Raw genomic sequence first — 18262 nt, forward strand, 5'->3', positions numbered from 1 at the left:
TTTAATCCGCACTTTCCGATCTCATGCCGGATAACCAGCCGATCACAGGGCCATCCATGGCATCATCGCGACCGAACGTGCTCTGCATCCTCACCGACGACCAGGGCGTCTGGGCGGCGGGCTGTTACGGCAACGGGGAAATCCGTACGCCGCACATCGACCGGATCGCGGAGACCGGGGTGCGCTTCGACCGTTTCTTCGTGGCCACGCCTGTCTGCTCCCCCAGCCGCGCGACCCTGCTGACCGGCCGGATCCCCTCCCAGCATGGCGTGCACGACTGGATCAAGGGAGGCAATGTGGGCGAGGGCGCGGCCTCCTATCTCGATGGAGAAACGACGTATACCGATGTGCTCGCGGGCCACGGCTGGCGATGCGGCCTCAGCGGCAAGTGGCACCTGGGCAACAGCACCCTGCCCCAGCACGGGTTTTCCCACTGGTTCACCCACCAGTTCGGCGGCGGTCCCTACAATGATGCACCTATGGTCCGGAACGGCCTCCCGGTCACCGAACCGGGTTACGTTACGAACGTCATTACCGACGATGCGCTGGCCTTCATAGACCGGCACGCCAACCAGGATGATCCGTTCTACCTGAGTGTCCACTATACCGCGCCGCACAGTCCGTGGACGGGACATCCGCAGGATATTGTCGATTCCTACGATGACTGCCCATTCGACTCCTGCCCCCAGGAGCCTGTCCACCCCTGGGCGGGCGGCCTGACCCGCGAATGCATGGGTGACCGGGAGAGCCTGAAGGGCTACTTCGCGGCCGTCACGGCCATGGACCTCGACGTCGGCCGGTTGCTGGACCGGCTCGATCATCACGGCATCCGGGAAGACACCCTGGTGGTCTTCCTGAGCGACAACGGATTCAGCCTGGGACACCACGGGTTCTGGGGCAAGGGCAACGGGACCAGCCCGCTGAATATGTACGAGAACTCCATCCTGGTTCCTGCGCTCGTCAGCCAGCCCGGACGCCTGCCCGAAGGCGCCGTGCAGCCGGCGATGATCAGCGCCTACGATTTCATGCCCACACTCCTGTCCTACCTGGATCTGCCAGTGCCCTGGGACCGCAATCTGCCCGGGCGAAACGCAGTGGACGCCTGGATGTTCGGGGTGGCCCGGGGCGACCAGCCAGCGCGGTCCGCTCGGTCCGACCAGCCCGGAGGGGCAGCCCGGGACGTATCGTCCGACGCCGACCGGGACGAACAGGCGGCATCGACCGAGGCGTCCGACGCCGGCCGGGACCACGTCGTGGTATTCGACGAATACGGTGGCACGCGCATGATCCGCACCGAATCCTGGAAGTACGTGCACCGGTATCCCGACGGACCCAACGAACTGTACAACCTGGCGAACGATCCGGACGAACGGGCGAATCTCGCGGACGACGCCGGTTACGCCGGCAGGCGCCGGTCGCTGCACGGAGAATTGGAGGACTGGTTCGAACGCTATGCCGACCCGGACCGGGACGGCTGGTCCTGGCCGGTCTCCGGCGCCGGCCAGCTAAGGCCCGTCGGCGGCGCACGGGATGACGACTCGCCGGCTTTCGAACAACTGACATCGTGAAGGAGAACTCGATGGCTGCAAGCAAAATCGCCGTTACGCTCTATACGTTGCGCGACTTCGTGCAGACGCCGGCCGACATTTCGGCCACCCTGAAGAAAGTCAAGTCCATCGGCTATGACCATATACAACTTTCGGCCCTCGGTCCCGTCGATCCCGCAGAACTCGGCAACATGATCCGGGACGCCGGCCTGCACGTCTGTGCCACGCACGTGCCCTTCGAACGGCTGCAGGATGAACCGAACAAAGTCATCGAAGAACACCGCCTCTGGGGGTGCGAGCATATCGCCGTCGGTTCCATGCCGCGGTCCTACTGGGACGATCCGGACGGGTTCTCCCGGTTCGCGGCGGACGCGTCGGTCGTGGCGCTCAGGCTGAAGAAAGCCGGCATGTCCTTCAGCTACCACAATCACCATACGGAACTCGTGCGCGTGGGTGGACGGACGGGACTGGCCATCCTGGTGGAGGACAGCGACCCCGCCCTGTGTTTCGAGATCGACACCTACTGGATCCAGTACGGCGGGGGCGATCCGATCCACTGGATCGAACGGGTAAGCAACCGGTGCCCGGTCATCCACTTCAAGGACCTGGGCGTGTCGGGCAGGGATCAGGTGATGGCCGAGATCGGCGAGGGGAACATGAACTGGCCCGGTATCGTCGCCGCCTGCGAGACCGCCGGGGCCCAGTGGTACGTGGTCGAGCAGGATACCTGCGCAGGCGATCCCTTCGACAGTATCGCCGTCAGCTACCGCAACATGACCGCCATGGGACTATGACCCATCGGGCGTACAGGACGCGCGACCAGCAAAAACGCAGACCGTGCATGAAAAGAGGAACAAATGATCGATCTTTCCGGCAAGACAGCGCTGATCAGCGGTTCCTCCCGCGGGATCGGCAAAGGCATCGCACTGGAGATGGCCCGCGCCGGGGCGGACGTTGCCGTCAACTACTTCCGCCACCGGCAGGACGGCGAGGCCGTAGCGGAGGAAATCCGGGCCATGGGGCGGCGGGCGGTTGTCATCGGCGCGGACGCGTCGGACCGGTCCGCCGTTGACGAGATGGTGGACCGGACCGCCAAGGATCTCGGCGGGCCTGATATCGTCGTGGCCAATGCCTACTATTCCACGCGGGAGCCCTTTCTCGAGATGGACGTGGATGAACTTCGGAAAACCTACGATGTCAGCCTCTTCGGCGCCTTCCACGTGGCCCAGGCCGGCGCCCGGACGATGGCGGCCGGCGGGAAGGGGGGCAGCATCCTCTTCATCAGTTCAGTCATGTCCTTCCTCCCCTTCCCCACATCGCTCGCCTACTCTTCGGCCAAGGCCGGCATGAACCACATGGCGGCCATTATCGCCCTCGAGCTGCTGGAGCACCGAATCCGCGTGAACGTGATCGAACCCGGGTGGACCGACACGCCCGGCGAGCGGCAGTATTCCACGGAACAGGAACTCGAGGAGGGCGGCAAGCGGCTTCCCTGGGGCCGGATGGGCACGATCGAGGACCTGGGCAAGGCCGCCACTTTTCTTTGTTCCGACGCCGCGGACTACATCACCGGAGAAGTCTTGCGCGTAGACGGTGGCTTCTGGCTCAAGCGCGGCACGGCCTCCATCAAGGAGTGACTTCCGGCACGGGCGGGCTTGACCAGGTATGACCAAGCTGACCACGAAACCCACTTCCCTCAAAACCGCCGCCCTGGGTTTGGCCTTCGCCTGTTTCGTCGCCTTCTGGGGCCAACACGCTTCGGCGCAGCTGAACTACAACTATCTGACCTTCCCCCAGATGCCGCTGTGTCTGGTCATTCCCTACCTCTTCCTGGTCCTGCTTCCGAACGTACTGATCCGCGCCATAAACCGGGACGCCGCGCTTACGAGGCCGGAGCTCCTGGTCATCTTCGCCATGGGGCTGATCGCGGCCATGGTGCCCGACTGGGGCATGGTCCGCTATCTCATCAGCGTCATCACCGCGCCGCACTACTTCGCCAGCCCGGAGAACCAGTGGGAGGCGCACTTCTTCGCCTACCTGCCGGAATGGGCGGTCATCCCCAATGACAAGGGGCAGGTATCGGATTTCTTCGCGGGACGGCCTTCCGGTCTGCCGATTCCCTGGCAGGACTGGGTCATCCCCCTCTTCTGGTGGATGTCGGCCCTGGGCGCGCTGCTCTTCATCGGCGCCTGCCTCGTCGTGATCTTCCGGAAGCAGTGGGTGGAACACGAACGGCTACAGTTTCCCATGGGCGAGGTGGTGCTCCGCCTTCTCGAGACCGATCAGGGTGCATCCGGGCCGTCCGGGAGGTGGCCGGCCCTCTTCGGCAACCGGCTGTTCCAGGTCGGTTTCGCGGCCAGCCTGGCCGTCATGTCCTGGAACATCATCGGCTTCTGGGGCGTGCTGCCCCACATCCCCCTTCCCGGTCCGGTATTCAACGTGGTCATCGACCCGGCCTACCCGCCCATCGCCATTCGGCTCGTGCCCTATGTCCTGTGTTTCGCCTTTTTCGTCAACGTCGAGATCCTCTTCAGCGTCTGGTTCTTCCAGGTGCTGGGCATATTGGAAACCGGGATGCTCAACCGTTTCGGCGTGGTTTCGCCTGCAGAAACGATCGTGCCCCGCGGCCTGGTGTCCATCCAGTTCTGCGGCGGACTGATCATGTTCGCCCTGATCAGCGTCTGGATGGCCCGGAAACATATACGGAACGTCCTTCGAAAGTCCCTCGGCAGGGAAAGCGACCTGCGCGACGAGAACGAAATGTTCTCCTACCGCACGGCGGTCATCGGCCTGGTACTGGGCGTGCTCTTCATGACCGCCTGGCTGCACGCCATCGGATTCTCTATCCCGATCGCCCTGCTCTTCCTGTTCCTCCTGCTGGTGTTCTATTTCGGGATCGCGCGCATCCTTGCCGAAGCGGGCCTGATCAACCTCGATCTGCCGATCAACGCCCACGCCTTCACGGTGGGGATGGTGGGCTCGGCCAACCTGTCGGGGTCGACGCTGACCGGTCTCGGACTTACCAACGTCTTCGCGCGGAACTGGCGGACCTTCACCATGGTGGGGCTATCGCACGTCGCCTTCTGGCGGAACTATCTCGGGGAGAACCGCGGACGGCTGTTCCTGCTCGTGATGCTCGCATTTATCTGCGGGACGGCGATCTCGACGGGATACGTCGTCTACTCGGGTTACACGGAGGGGGCGGACAACCTGCATATCAACCTGAGGAACACGGGGAACCTGTTCTTCGACCTGGTGGTGAAGTGGATGAAGAACGCCACGCAGATCACCACTCTCGAAATCCTGTTTCTCACAGTCGGCATGGCCGTAAGCAGCCTGCTTGCCCTGGGCAGGTATCTCTTTTACTGGTGGCCGCTCAATCCCATCGGGTTCGCCATCGGCGCCTCGGGGCCCATACGGGGGCTCACCTTCACCCTCTTCGTCGCATGGCTCGTGCAGGTCATCCTGCTCCGCATCGGCGGCGTCCGGCTCTACCGGAAAGTGCAACCGCTTTTTCTGGGAATCCTCGTCGGTTACGTGGTCGGGGTCCTGGCCGCCTACATCGTCGATACGGTTTATTTCCCGGACATGCCGCACATCACCGAGATCTTTTAGTCCGCCGTGGACAGGCGCGCGGCAGACCTACCAGTTGTGCACGTTGTGTCCCTGGCCCGGGAACCAGATGACATCGACGACCAGGGAGAGGGTCACGCCCGCCGCGTAGCCCAGCAGCACGCCGATCACGGCCGGCTGCATCCTACGGTACATTTCGAAGCCCCCCAGACGCAGCAGCAGCACCTTGATCAGCCAGATCGTGAAGATTGACGTGATCTCGAAGTTGATGATGTCCGCGAAGGCGACGACGTATCCGATGGGATGGAGAGGCCATCCCGGGAAGCGGTACTGCATAAACACGAGACCCGTGGTGATCCCGGCGCCCAGGAAAAGGAAATAGATCTCCTCGTAGGACAGGGTATAGGGATTGTTGAACCACGTGGCCAGCTGGTCGTAGAACCCTTCGGCCCGGAGCGGCGCGAAATCATGGGCGCCCGTCCCGGAAGCCCCGGCGTAGATCGTGTAACCGTTCGTGACGATAAAGGTCAAAACCAGCACCGCGCCCACCGCAGCGAAGAGGCCCTTCCTGGACCGGGTAAACCCTTCGGAGACCTTCAGGCCGTGTATCAGGGAAGAAAGACCGATTCCCCGGTGGTTGTGGGAGATGGCGTGGGTGAGTCCCAGGGCCGTGAGATTCGGGGGCGAGAGGTTGGTCGATCCGATGACGCCCACCGTCATTTCGTTCGAATTGACCAGAAGGTCGAGGAAGACCAGCCCGGTCTCGGCGACGATGCGTGTGACGCCTATGTACAGCGCCAGGGTGATCGCGAGGAAGAGTACCGCCACGTCAACCGACATGCCCATGCGGTTCAACCAGAACAGCAGGTAGCACAGCCCACCTGCCAGTCCCAGCAGTGCCGTGCGATAGGACAGCAGTTCCCTGGAATCGTCGAGTTCCGGCGCCCGGCCCAGGGCCTTGCGCCACACGGCCTTCAGGTGATGTCTCCCTATCCAAAGGCCCCAGAGTACGAATACCCAGAACCCGCCGAAGTGCTGGGTCTTTACGATAAACTGGGACCCGCCCGCCATACCGGACGCCGATACGCCCAGCTGGTTGAGCAGGCTGATCTCCAGCAACGCGAGGAGGTGGAAGAACCATATGCTGAAGAGCACCTTGAGGTCGGCGAAGTAGGCGAAGCACATCATGAAGATATTGAACTGCACCTGGGTCTCTGGAACGGACTGCGCCAGCTGGATCTGCGTTCGGAAGGGCGCGCCGACGGGAATGGCCGGTACGTATCCGAAGTAGGCCAGGCTGTTCCAGGCCAGCAGGGCGAAGGTGAGCGCGAAACCCACCTGGAAGTACCGGTTTGTCATGAACGCCGGCACCAGGCCGCCCCGGGTCGTCCCCTCGATCAGCATTGAAGGTATCTGTACCACCGGGAAGGACAGCCGCTCGTGCTCGACCCACTGCCGGCGGAAAACCACCGCAATGCAGGCCATGACCAGGAACAGCGCCGCCAGCATGCACATCCACCAGAAAAGGGGAACGATCCAGTCGACCCACAGCAAGACGCTCTGGCCAGCTCCTTCGTAGAACCCCGTCGCGGCCCCGAGGTCGTCCCGGACGACCAGCCAGCCCGGCAGATGGGGGAAGAAGGTGTCCGCCCAACGGTTCTCCGGCGTGGCGTAGTAGAACGGCGACGCCAGGATGCCGACGAAGTAGTCCACGAAGGCCTTGCCGGGTATCGTCGACGAGACCAGGCAGAAGACGAAGAGCACGGCCAGTTCACCCGCCGTGAACGCCCGTTCGGGCCACCACCTGCGCAGGGGGATCTGCATGCAGAAGATCACGATGAGGAAAGAAACCAGCGCCGCGACCGGGAGATGGCTCAGGGTGAGCCTCGGGCCGTGCATGACGTAATTGGTATGGGGCGTCCAGATCGCGATAAATACGGCGAGCACGCTGCCCAGGACGAGCACCCTGGGGGTCAGGCCTTTCGCGGTTTGGGTGGAGGGTGAAACCTGGTTTGAATCGGTCGACATCTGGGGACGTTGATTCCAATCTGCGGAGTGAATCGGTACGCATGGCCTGCTGGCGCGGCGTCGCGAATACGGGCTTTCAATATATCCCCGCACCGCCGGTCTCGGCTATTGTTTTATGCGGAAATATGCGGGCGAAAACCGCCTGGATGCGTCTCGCGGCCATGACATGCAGACCCGTTTTTTTCTATTGCATTGCGGCCGCTCAACATCTAATTTGCGCTAATGTGTTTTGTCTGTGAAAATCGGCCGAATCACTATCTGGTTTCAAGAGGATAACCTATGTCGACAACCGGTGTTTCACTGAAGGCCAGCGGTTTCGGCCAGACGCGCCGCAGAGACGCCTGGTGGGTGCAGCAGTTGGTAACATTGGGCGTGTTCTCGGCCTTCGTCGTCTACTCCACGTGGGCGGCTTTTCAGGGCGAATTCTACGCCTGGGGCCCTTATCTCTCGCCCTTCTATTCGCCCGAAATCTTCGGCAGTTCATCCCATGCGCTTTTCGGACCCAGGCCGGAGTGGTGGCCGGCCATGCTCCCGTTCTCACCGGCCTTCCTGATCCTCTGGGCGCCGGCCGGATTCCGCATCACCTGCTATTACTACCGGGGCGCCTACTACAAGGCCTTCTGGGCCGACCCGCCATCCTGCAGCGTTTCCGAACCGAGGAAGAAGTACCGGGGAGAACAGTCCTTTCCGCTCATTCTCCAGAACGTTCACCGGTACTTTCTCTACCTGGTGTTCATCATCTGGATCTTCCTGGCTCACGACGCCTGGAAGGCCCTGTGGTTCACGGACGCGGCCACCGGTGAGACGACCTTCGGCATCGGGATCGGCACCCTGGTGTTGACCCTGAACGTTGTCCTCCTGGGCGGCTACCAGTTCGGCTGCCACTCCCTGCGCCACCTGATCGGCGGCAACCTGGACCTCCTTTCGAAAGCGCCCGTGCGGCATGCGGGTTATAACTGCGTTTCGTGCCTGAACCGAGGACACATGAACTGGGCTTGGCTCAGCCTGATCTGGGTCGCTTTCGCGGATGTATATGTGCGCCTGGTGGCCATGGGCGTCTGGACGGACTGGAGAATCCTCTAATGGCGGAATATCAGAGCCACGAACATGACGTGCTCGTGATCGGAGCCGGCGGCGCAGGACTCCGGGCTGCCATCGAAGCCTCGGCCGCAGGGGTATCGGTGGGGCTCGTCTGCAAATCCCTGCTGGGCAAGGCCCATACGGTCATGGCCGAAGGGGGCGTCGCGGCGGCGCTGGCCAACGTGGACGACCGGGACGGCTGGAGCGTCCACTTCGCCGACACGATGCGGGGCGGCCAGTACCTGAGCAACTGGCGCATGGCCGAGTTGCACGCCCTCGAAGCGCCGGACCGCGTACGTGAGCTGGAAGCCTGGGGCGCCCTGTTCGACCGGACAGCCGACGGACGCATCCTGCAACGTAATTTCGGCGGGCACAAGTACCCCCGGCTCGCTCACGTGGGCGACCGCACCGGCCTGGAAATGATCCGCACCCTCCAGGACTACGGGATCCACCAGGGCATGGAAGTGTACATGGAACACGCCATCGTGGCCCTGTTGAAGGACGGCGACCGGGTCGTGGGCGCCTTCGGATACGACCGGGAGCGGGGACGTTTCCGGGTCTTCCGTGCGAAAGCGGTCGTCCTGGCCACGGGCGGCATCGGCCGGGCCTTCAAGATCACGAGCAACAGCTGGGAATACACGGGAGACGGCCACGGTCTGGCCTACGACGCCGGAGCCGCGCTGCTGGACATGGAATTCGTGCAGTTCCACCCCACCGGCATGGTCTGGCCGCCGAGCGTGCGGGGCATCCTGGTCACGGAAGGCGTCCGAGGCGAGGGCGGCGTCCTGACGAACAGCGAAGGCAACCGGTTCATGTTCGACGACATCCCCGACCTCTACAAGAATTCCACGGCGGAGAGCCCCGAAGAGGGCTGGATCTATACGCAGGGGGACAAGGAAGCCCGCCGGCCGCCCGAACTGCTGACGAGAGACCACGTGGCCCGGTGTATCGTGCGGGAAATCCGGGAGGGCCGCGGATCGCCCCACGACGGGGTCTACCTCGACATTTCGTGGATCAGGGAGAAGCTCTCCAACGCCGAAGAGCATATCAAGCGCAAGCTGCCGAGCATGTACCACCAGTTCAAGCAGCTCGCCGACATCGACATCACGAAGGAGGCTATGGAAGTGGGTCCCACGACCCACTACGTGATGGGCGGCGTGCTCGTGGACGCCGACACGCAGATGTCGACCGTGCCCGGTCTCTTTGCCGCCGGCGAATGCGCGGCAGGTCTGCACGGAGCCAACCGGCTGGGAGGCAATTCCCTTTCCGATCTGCTGGTCTTCGGCCAGCGCGCAGGCAAATACGCCGCGGAGTACGCACGGGAGAACGGTAACGGGGAAATTGACGACGGCCAGGTCGAGGCAGCCGTAGGAGAGACCCTGGCGCCCTTCGACCGCGAGCAAAGCAGTGAGAATCCCTTCGAGATTCAGTACGAATTGCAGGAACGGATGCAGGAACTCGTCGGCATCGTGCGCAACGAGGGCGACATGCAACGGGCCCTCGAGGTCATCGACGATCTGCGTCAAAGGACCGAGAAAGTCTCCGTGGTCGGCAACCGCGAATACAACCCGGGATGGCACACCGCGCTGGATCTGAAGTTCCTGCTGATCGTGTCGGAGGCGGTAGCCCGGGCGGCGCTGGAGAGGAAGGAAAGCCGCGGCGCCCACTTCCGGGAAGACTACGAAGAAAAGGATGAAGCCTTCGGCAGCCTCAACATCACCCAGCATAAAGGCGCCGACGGCGAGATGGTGATCAACCGCGTTCCGGTCACACCGCTCCGGGAGGACCTGGCAGCGATCATCGAGGAGAACAGATAATGGCGACGGCCAACTTCCGAATCTGGCGGGGCGATGGCGAGAGCGGCGGGTTCGAGGACTACTCCACCGAGATCGACGAGGGCATGGTCGTACTGGACGCGGTGCACCAGATCCAGGCGGAGTCAGCCCCCGATCTGGCGGTGCGCTGGAACTGCAAGGCCGGCAAGTGCGGGTCCTGTTCCGCCGAGGTCAACGGCAATCCCAGGCTGATGTGCATGACGCGCATGAGCGACCTGCCCGAGGACGAAACCATCACCATCGAGCCGATGAAGGCCTTCCCGACCATAAGGGACCTGGTGACGGATGTGTCCTGGAACTTCGAGGCCAAGATGAAGACCAAGCCCTTCAGGCCCCGCAAGCCCGATGCCGAGGACGGCACCTGGCGCATGGACCAGGATGACATCGAGCGGGTGCAGGAGTTCCGCAAGTGTATCGAGTGCTTCCTCTGTCAGGATGTCTGCCACGTGTTGCGGGAACACGAACTGCACGAAGAGTTCATCGGGCCGCGCCTCATGGTGCACAACGCCGCCCTGGAGATGCATCCCCTCGACACCGAGGACCGGCTCGGCGACCTCAAGGAGGACCAGGGCATCGGCTACTGCAATATCACCAAGTGCTGCACCCATGTCTGCCCCGAAGAAATCACCATCACGGACAACGCCATCATTCCCCTGAAGGAACGGGTCGTCGGCGAATTCTTCGATCCGCTCAACCGGCTGCTGCGCATCTTCAAGTCGAAAGACAGCGACGAGCCGGCCTAGCTTTACGCCTCGAAGTGATCGATGTACAGGTTATCGGGCCTACGGTCTACTCCGAATCAGTCCTTTCTGCAAGGCGCAAGGCCAAGCCTTCCAGGATTCCCTCGAGCCTTGCCATACGTTCTCTCAGGTCCGCCTGACCCTGTTCCAAAGCGACAAGACGAAGATTGATTTCCCGCTTCGACGCCAGAATAAGTCCGGCAAGGGCAACGCTGACCCCGGCAAGAGCAACACCAACACTGACTATCCCGATCAACTCGACGCTCATTTCAAATCCTCCCGGCGTTCAGGTGTGTTTACCATACGGTCGAAACGATCACGACGCTCAGGTCGTGACTTCACGTCCGCATCTGAAACAACTACATCAATTTCAATAGTCGCTGTCATTTGCGGGTTTCTCGTATGAAAAATCAGACCTGACGAGAGATCGGGATTCAGTCTACGACGCCCACCTAGGCCCATGCCCCCCGGGCCATCAGACCTCCATCCACGTTTACCCACTCTCCCGTGATGAAGGATGCCTGGTCGCTCGCGAGGAAGAGCATCGCGTTGGCGATATCCTCAGGACTGCCGAGTCGGTTCACGGCGTGCCGGGAGGCCATGTCCGTCCGGATTTCGTCCTCGTCGCCACCGATTGAGTCGATGGCTTCCTGCAGGAGCGGCGTTTCGATGGTACCCGGGTTGACCGCCACGACGCGGATGTTGTCCTCGGCGTAATCCAGGGCCAGTTGACGGACCAGCGACAGGTCGCCTCCCTTGCTCGCCGCGTAGGCCGAGATGCCTTTGGCCGACTGCAGACCCTGCACGCTGGCCGTGTTGATGATTACGCCGCCTCCCCGCGCCTTCATCACGGGCACGCAGTACTTCACCATCAGAAACCGGCTCTTGAGGTTCACGTCGATGATCCGATCCCACTGTTCCTCTGAGAGCTCATGGGCGGGCAGATAGCTCGAGGTGGGCTGGATCCCCACGTTGTTGCACAGGATGTCCACCCCGCCCCAGGAATCCGTCGCCGTTTCCACGAGGGACCGGCATACGTCGCTCGTGGTTACGTCCGCATGGACGTAGCGGATGTTATCGTTCTCGGCGGCGATCTCCGCGCCGGCGTCATCGTCGATGTCGGCGCACAGGACATGGGCGCCTTCACCGGCGAAGGCACGGACGATGCCCCCTCCGATGCCCTTTGCGCCACCGGTTACGATAACTGCTTTTCCTTCGAATGCTGCAGTCGAATCATTCCCCATTATTTCCCTCCATTCATGATCCATACCGCATCCCGTTCACTTGTTTCACCCCTTCAGTTACGTAAGGTAACGCGCCTTAGCACATCGTGAACAGTTTAAAACGTCATTAACAGTTGGTGAAGTGGAATAAGTACTTGACGGGGTAAAATGTAACGGTAGTGTAACTGTTCGATTTATAAACATGTCGTACAGAATGTGTACCTATGGCACGAGTTCTCTCAAGCCGCCGGAGGTGTTAAATTGGTGCGGGTATCAGTTTTACTAATATGTGCAATAATCCTGGCTTGCTCAGGTGATTCCAGTCCTATTGCCAATTCGAGCCCCGTACACCTGGAACGTACGGTGCAAACCATACATCCCGTTCTCGGCGTCCGTATCGCTGCCGAGGTCGATGACGGTTCCTATGAAAGAAAAGACTACGACTACCCTAGTTCAATAGAGGCTGATATTGTAAATCGACAGGGAGGGTTGTTCTCTCCCTACTCGCTCAACTGTTTCGATTCCGCTTCCGAAACGGACATTGAACATATCGTCGCAACCGCCGAGGCACATGCCAGCGGCATGTACGCCAAATCCGAGGAAGATCGCAGTGCCTACGGCAAGGACCTGGACAACCTCACCCTGGCTGCGCCGGCTGTAAACAGAAACCAGAAATCCGACAAGGACCCGGCAGAATGGATGCCGGATAACAACAGATGCTGGTATGTGGGCAAGTGGGTGGAAATCAAGAAGAAGTACAATTTGACCATGGATCAGACCGAAGCAGATTCTGTTGTTGCAGTCTATCAGGAATGTGATTCCTTCGATATGATCGTACCGGTCTGTGCCGCGGGTCTGGCCGAGTCTGACTACTATGATTTCAGATGGAGCAGGTGGGGCGACACCAAGGAGGAAGTACAATCGACGGAACTCGACACCCTGACCTTTAGCCAGGTAGATTCCACGCAGGAAACCGGATCGGTCGCGGGGGTGTTGCAGTTCAGTGATGAGATATCCGACACCGTAACCATATCGTACCTGTTTACGGACAACGCCCTCAGTTCAGGATCGTATGCGTTTGAGACGGATGTGCCATCCAGCAGGTTGGACTCCATTAAAACCGTTCTAGACGAACGTTACGGTTTCAGTGAAGAGACCGAGGAATTTACCGTTTGGAGGCGAAATGAACGCACGTGGGTACGTTTATATGCCGCAACACAGAACGACCCCATGCGTATCGACTATATAGAACAGCCAACAAGTAGTGATTCCTCCTATAACGATCTTCCGCTGCGCGTTGTTGTACCTGATGAATAAGCAGTTGCATGAATGCCACCTCACAGAGGCCTCCGGTCACATAGAAACCTATGTACTTTGACATCCCCGATTTGTCGTTCCCGGAACACCCTTACGTTTCACCGGATGGCGATCGGGCGAGCCGGCGAGCCCGTAGCGCCCTTGAACCGGATGGGCGTGTGAATGAAGAGGAACTCGTAGACGCCGTCTCCCGAGAGTTCGTCGAAGTTCATGTTCTCGAGGTTCCAGACGCCGTTACGGGTGATGAGCTCCTGGTGGACCGGAAAGGCTTTGCTGATATCCGGATTGGGTACGACCTCGGTGGTCCACTGGTCCGAACCGATCATGGAAGCCTGCTTTTCGACTACCCAGCGGGCGACGGCCATGCCGATTCCCGGCGGGCTGGCGTTGTATGTAACGGGGTCGTTCCAGTGGCGAGCCCATCCGTACCGGAAAAAGTAGGCGTCGCCCGGTTCGAGGCTGTCCATTGCGATGCCCTGCCGCTCCAGCGCACCTTCCACGTCCGCCACAGTAACCTCGTAGCCGTGATCGAGGGATTCCACGCCCTTGTACGCGGGCACGTCGACCAGGATGCCGCGTGTGATGAAGGGTCCCACGTGCTCGACGCCTAGCTTCACGAGGCCGTAGGGTCCCTTGATCTCCTCATTGGTGAATCCGTTGTAGAAGACGTCCTTCTCCGTTCCGTCCGCCATGGTCATCCGCTCTCCGATGTGGCCCGGACCGTCGAACTGCGTGCCGACCTGGCCGATTTCGGCCACCAGGAACTCGTCGTAATAGATCAGGTTGTTCGTCCCCATAGGCTCACCCGTGGGAGAACCGGGCAGCACCAGGGAATAAGTCCGCTGGCCGAAGAGGGGCATGTCGGCGCTGTACACCTGGCCGATTTCGTAGATCTGGCCCGTCTTGACCAGGGTCAGGGCCTTCAGCACCTTCTCCGGCGTGATCCAGTTGGAACCCCCCGACTGGTCGTCCTTGCCCCAGATGGGATGGGGCCACCACGGGCCTTCTTCCCGCGTCTGGGCGGCCGACTGGAAGTGCAAACCAAAGGTCAGAAGGAGAACGATTACGTACTTCGCGGATTTCATTGAACTACCTCCTGGATGAGTTTGACCGAATGACGTAGCGTAGATGTAATGCAACCGATGGCATGTTAAATCGGTTCCGAGATGCCAAAATCAGTCGTAATTACTCGGTTCATGCTCGCCCAATAACCGGCGCTGGCGATCCGTGGCCCGGGACAGGATGGCCGGGTCGAACTGGAACCGGTTCAGGTAGGGCGGGAACTTCTGTGTGATCATCCGCTGGGCATAGTGGACCTGTAGCAGGTAGCGTACCTGGCCGCTCGTATTCGCTGTCCCGCGGTGCCAGACTTCGCAGCGAAAGAGGACGGCGTCGCCGGCTGAACACACTATGCTCCGCGGTTCGACTCCACGCCAGGTGGATTCGCCATTGGACGGACGGCGGCCCGCGCGGTGGCTGCCCGGAATGAACTGCGTGGGACCAAGATCCTCGTAGATTTCGTCGAGATAGAAGTGGGCCGTGGTGATGTACACCGGCAACTTGACCCTCGGATCGTCCATGACGTCTTCGGGAAGTTCCAGCGGCTGCCAGTCCACGTGGACGCCCTGGTCCGGTCGGCCCGGTCCCGTCATCCATGCCGTCATGCCGATGACGTGGCAATCGGGGCCGTGCGCAGCTTCGACGACATCGATGACCTCCGGATGGTCCAGATAGGGCAGAAACACAGGGTCCCGGTTAAACACGTTGTTGATGGACTTGTTGAGAAAACCGTGGGTATCGGGTTCCGTGTGCCGGTCAAACTCCTCGGGACGCGCATCCAGACGGTCCATGGCATCGCGCAATACGACAACTTCATCATCTGTAAGTGCACCAGGAAAATAGATGTAGCCGTCCTGTTCCAGGGCTTCAACCCGTTGTTCCAGCGTTTCTCTCGCGACCAGTTTCAGTCCTTCCGGCACGTTCGAACTCCTCAGGCTTCTCCGGCGCGCTCGAATTCAGGCAGTTCCGGCAGAAAGGCATATCCCCCGCCGGCCTTGTGCTCGCAGCAGAAGTGCTTCCTGCCGTTGGTGGCCACCAGGAACCGGGCGTTGATGACCGAATTGTACCGGGCCAGTTGCTCGAATACCGCTTCGGTCACCCGGACGTCCGGCGCCTTGCATTCGCCCATGAGCACCGGCCGTCCCTTCAGGTCGTGCATGATCACGTCGGCGCGGACCGCCGTACCGGCATACTGGAAACCCTTTTCCACGGTGGCGAAGCCCGCGGGAAAGCCGCGGTCCTCCACCAGGTAGCGCACCAGGTGCTGCCGGACCCACTCCTCGGGCGTCAGCCGGACGAACCTGCGCCGGATCGGGTCGAAAATGATCCTGCGGCCGGCTTCATCCGAACCGATTTCGAATCCGTATTCCGGGAAATTGAGCCGTTCCATGATGTAGGCGGGGCGGCGCCTAGTCGGGGCACTGCCCGGTTTCGATCCAGTCCACGAGCCGGATGGTATGTATGACGTCCCGAAGATCGCTGACGGGGATGGTCCGGTTGCGAACGGATTCCACGAAATGCTCGTGCATGGCGAGCGCCCCCTCGTAACGGGGAACATCTTCCGGGTCGTCGCCGTTGATCTCCCAGCCCTGCATTACGGTCTGCCGATCGTCCTCGCGGATGTCGACTTCCTCGGGCAGCTTCATGTAGCAGCCGATGCCCACACCGTGCAGCTCCGCGCTCAGCACCCGGCCGCCGGAGGCCCGGTTTCCGAATACGACGCCCGTGGCCCCGCTGGCGAAACGGACGAGGGCCGTGTAGTGGTTCCATTCGACCGAATCGAACTTGTCGCGGTAGCGGGTAACCTCGACAGGTTCGCTGCCCACCATGTACCGCAGCAGGTCCACCACGTGGGTCACGTCGTCCCACAGGGTCGTGGAGACCGCCGGCTTGTCGTAAAACAGCTTCTTGTTGAAGGTGGTCACGGCATGGGAGACCGGCCCCCTCGTGTGTACGCGGCGCATGGCCTCGCGGACCACCGTGGTGTACCGTCGTTGAAAGCCCACCATGGCATACACATCGTGCGCCACGGCCGCGTCCAGCAGCTGCCGCGTTTCATCGCTGTTCTGCCCGGGGGGTTTCTCGATGAAGATGTGCTTGCCTGCGCGCAGACTGTCTAAGGCGGGTTGGAGCAGCCACTTCTCATGCATGACGCAGTAGACCACGTCCAGTTCCACTTCCGCCAGCATGGCGCGATGGTGTGAATAGACATGAGGGAAGTCGTAGCGGTCGATGACCTGCGCCAGGCGCGTCTCGTCCAGCTCGCACACGGCGGTCATCTCCACGTCCGGCAAACGGGCGACCGCCGGATAGTGGGCGCTCTGGGAACGCCCCCCGGCACCGATAAAACCTGCGCGCAACATGGCCTTTCCTCCCTGGGTTTGCCCGCTCTAACCCGCGGGCTGGGTCCGCCAGTTACGACGGGGTGGGCCCGTCCGTCAAGTTGGGCCGGCTACGTGTTTCACGGTTGTCCGGACGGCGGCACGTACTGGTTCAAGGCGCCGCGCCGGTGATCGAATTCCGGACCATGGCTCCACGTCCTTCCGTGGCGCGCCATGGTGTCCCGGATCAGACGCCGCCGGTACAGGCTGGACAGGTTGGCCGCCGCGATGGCATCCGGATCGAAGCGGTCGAGGATCCGGTCGCGAAGCCGGGATTCCACGTGACGGTGCGTGTCATCGCCCGAGAGATCATGCCATTCGCCCGGATCGTCGTCCAGGTCATAAAGACGGGGCGCGTACCCGTGAATGTACTGGTACTTGTATCTTCCCTGCCGCGCCATGATGCAGGGCATGCCCACGGCCTCGTGGGCCTGGGCGAAAACCACGCGGTCCGTTTCGTCCGAGGAAGACGAGACCAGGCTCTCGCCGTCGTGGGGAAGGAGTTCCTCGATGCCCGCGAGGTCGCAGAAGGTCGGCAGCAGATCGATCAGGGACACGGGATGGGTACAGGTCGTCCCCGCCCGCCATCCGTCCGGATAGCGAACGATGAGCGGCACTCGACAGGACCACTCGTAGAAACACCGCTTCTGCACCATGCCGCGTTCGCACAACATGTCGCCGTGATCGCTGGCGAATACCACCACCGTGTTTTCCGCCAGGCCGGTCTCGTCCAGGGTGTCCAGCAGGCCGCCTACCTTGTCATCCATGTAGCTCACCAGCGCGTAGTAGGCGCGGCGAAGCCGGTATAGGCCCTCTTCTTCCCGCAGGTCGTAACGGCCAGTACCGTGATAGGCATTCAGGTTCCGATCCATCATGGAATGGCGTTCATCCAGGTCGGCCGGGAATCCGGGCAGTTCGATTTCCGATCCTTCATACCGGTCCCAGTAGGACTCGGGCGGCCAGAACGGTTCGTGGGGATGGTGATAGGACGCGCATAGCAGGAACGGTTCTTCCGCCCCGCCCGGCTTCCTGGACCGCCTGGACCGCCTGGACCGCAGGTATTCGACCGCGCGGAAGTGGGTTTCCTCGTCGTAGCTGAGGGCGTTGTGCCAGACGCCTATCCGCACGCCGTCGCCCGTGTATCCCGCCGCATTGTAGGCCGGCCGGTCGGCCATCACCCGCTCGCAGTCCTCGCCCCCGGTCTCCTTCAGGTGGATCCACTCCGGCTTGACCCAGTCGAAATCCGAGGAATAAATGTCGGTAGTCAACCGCATCCTGAATCCGTGCAGCTGGTCCGGACCGATGAAATGCATCTTGCCGGAAAGCACGGTATCGTAGCCCGCGCCGGCCAGGTAGTGGGCAAAGGTCGGCTGGTCCGCGGCCAGCAGTGCGCCGTTGTCCCATGCGCCGATTTCCGAGGCATGCCTTCCTGTCATCAGGCAGGCCCGTCCGGGCTCGCGGAGGGGAAAGGCGGGATAT

16 protein-coding genes are annotated in these 18262 nt (G+C 61.5%); 8 read left to right on the plus strand and 8 right to left on the minus strand.

The features are described from left to right. The first annotated feature begins 56 nt into the window (after positions 1-56). From OXH56_09360 to OXH56_09375, 4 genes are all read left to right on the plus strand, one after another. Positions 57-1568 (plus strand): sulfatase-like hydrolase/transferase, encoded by a 1512-nt coding sequence (locus OXH56_09360; protein MCY3555515.1) that lies wholly within the window; start codon positions 57-59, stop codon positions 1566-1568. Between the two features lie 11 nt (positions 1569-1579). After that, positions 1580-2341: a sugar phosphate isomerase/epimerase gene (locus tag OXH56_09365; protein MCY3555516.1), complete on the plus strand. Its 762-nt coding sequence runs from the start codon at positions 1580-1582 to the stop codon at positions 2339-2341. A 63-nt stretch (positions 2342-2404) separates the two neighbouring features. After that, entirely contained in the window at positions 2405-3184 is a 780-nt protein-coding gene (locus tag OXH56_09370; GenBank protein ID MCY3555517.1) for an SDR family NAD(P)-dependent oxidoreductase, read from the plus strand. Positions 3185-3212: 28 nt separating this feature from the next. After that, complete coding sequence (locus OXH56_09375) at positions 3213-5162, plus strand: hypothetical protein (protein ID MCY3555518.1); 1950 nt, start codon at positions 3213-3215, stop codon at positions 5160-5162. Positions 5163-5189: 27 nt separating this feature from the next. Here OXH56_09375 and OXH56_09380 read toward each other — a convergent pair whose 3' ends face one another. Beyond that, on the minus strand, positions 5190-7148 hold the full coding sequence (locus tag OXH56_09380; protein MCY3555519.1) for a hypothetical protein: 1959 nt from the start codon (positions 7146-7148) through the stop codon (positions 5190-5192). A gap of 279 nt (positions 7149-7427) precedes the next feature. Between OXH56_09380 and OXH56_09385 the strand changes: the two genes are divergently transcribed. From OXH56_09385 to OXH56_09395, 3 genes are read left to right on the plus strand one after another with little or no spacing between them, the layout of a single operon-like run. After that, positions 7428-8231: a succinate dehydrogenase gene (locus OXH56_09385; protein MCY3555520.1), complete on the plus strand. Its 804-nt coding sequence runs from the start codon at positions 7428-7430 to the stop codon at positions 8229-8231. Further along, on the plus strand, positions 8231-10045 hold the full coding sequence (locus tag OXH56_09390; GenBank protein ID MCY3555521.1) for a fumarate reductase/succinate dehydrogenase flavoprotein subunit: 1815 nt from the start codon (positions 8231-8233) through the stop codon (positions 10043-10045). The genes OXH56_09385 and OXH56_09390 overlap by 1 nt, the downstream gene beginning before the upstream one ends. Continuing rightward, a complete protein-coding gene (locus tag OXH56_09395; GenBank protein ID MCY3555522.1) occupies positions 10045-10806 on the plus strand; it encodes a succinate dehydrogenase/fumarate reductase iron-sulfur subunit in 762 nt (253 codons plus the stop codon). The genes OXH56_09390 and OXH56_09395 overlap by 1 nt, the downstream gene beginning before the upstream one ends. Positions 10807-10852: 46 nt before the next feature. Here OXH56_09395 and OXH56_09400 read toward each other — a convergent pair whose 3' ends face one another. Then, positions 10853-11071: a hypothetical protein gene (locus OXH56_09400; protein MCY3555523.1), complete on the minus strand. Its 219-nt coding sequence runs from the start codon at positions 11069-11071 to the stop codon at positions 10853-10855. A gap of 184 nt (positions 11072-11255) precedes the next feature. Then, positions 11256-12047, minus strand: a complete 792-nt coding sequence (locus OXH56_09405; protein MCY3555524.1) for an SDR family oxidoreductase — start codon at positions 12045-12047, stop codon at positions 11256-11258. Positions 12048-12389: 342 nt separating this feature from the next. Between OXH56_09405 and OXH56_09410 the strand changes: the two genes are divergently transcribed. Further along, complete coding sequence (locus tag OXH56_09410) at positions 12390-13343, plus strand: DUF1524 domain-containing protein (protein MCY3555525.1); 954 nt, start codon at positions 12390-12392, stop codon at positions 13341-13343. A 98-nt stretch (positions 13344-13441) separates the two neighbouring features. Here the strand turns inward: OXH56_09410 and OXH56_09415 are convergent, their stop codons facing one another. The 5 genes from OXH56_09415 to OXH56_09435 all read right to left on the minus strand — a co-directional run. Beyond that, positions 13442-14428 carry a cyclase family protein gene (locus OXH56_09415; protein ID MCY3555526.1) on the minus strand — a complete coding sequence of 329 codons (987 nt, stop codon included), beginning with the start codon at positions 14426-14428 and terminating at the stop codon, positions 13442-13444. Positions 14429-14518: 90 nt separating this feature from the next. Next, positions 14519-15322, minus strand: a complete 804-nt coding sequence (locus OXH56_09420; GenBank protein MCY3555527.1) for a phytanoyl-CoA dioxygenase family protein — start codon at positions 15320-15322, stop codon at positions 14519-14521. A gap of 11 nt (positions 15323-15333) precedes the next feature. Then, the gene (locus tag OXH56_09425) at positions 15334-15792 is read right to left on the minus strand and encodes a type I restriction enzyme HsdR N-terminal domain-containing protein (GenBank protein MCY3555528.1); all 459 of its coding nucleotides are present in this window, start codon (positions 15790-15792) and stop codon (positions 15334-15336) included. A 19-nt stretch (positions 15793-15811) separates the two neighbouring features. Beyond that, positions 15812-16765 (minus strand): Gfo/Idh/MocA family oxidoreductase, encoded by a 954-nt coding sequence (locus tag OXH56_09430; GenBank protein ID MCY3555529.1) that lies wholly within the window; start codon positions 16763-16765, stop codon positions 15812-15814. Positions 16766-16863: 98 nt separating this feature from the next. After that, on the minus strand, positions 16864-18262 hold a 1399-nt coding region (locus tag OXH56_09435; GenBank protein MCY3555530.1), incomplete at its 5' end, for a sulfatase-like hydrolase/transferase.

The sequence above is a fragment of the Gemmatimonadota bacterium genome (assembly GCA_026702745.1).
GTDB lineage: Bacteria > JAAXHH01 > JAAXHH01 > JAAXHH01 > JAAXHH01 > JAAXHH01.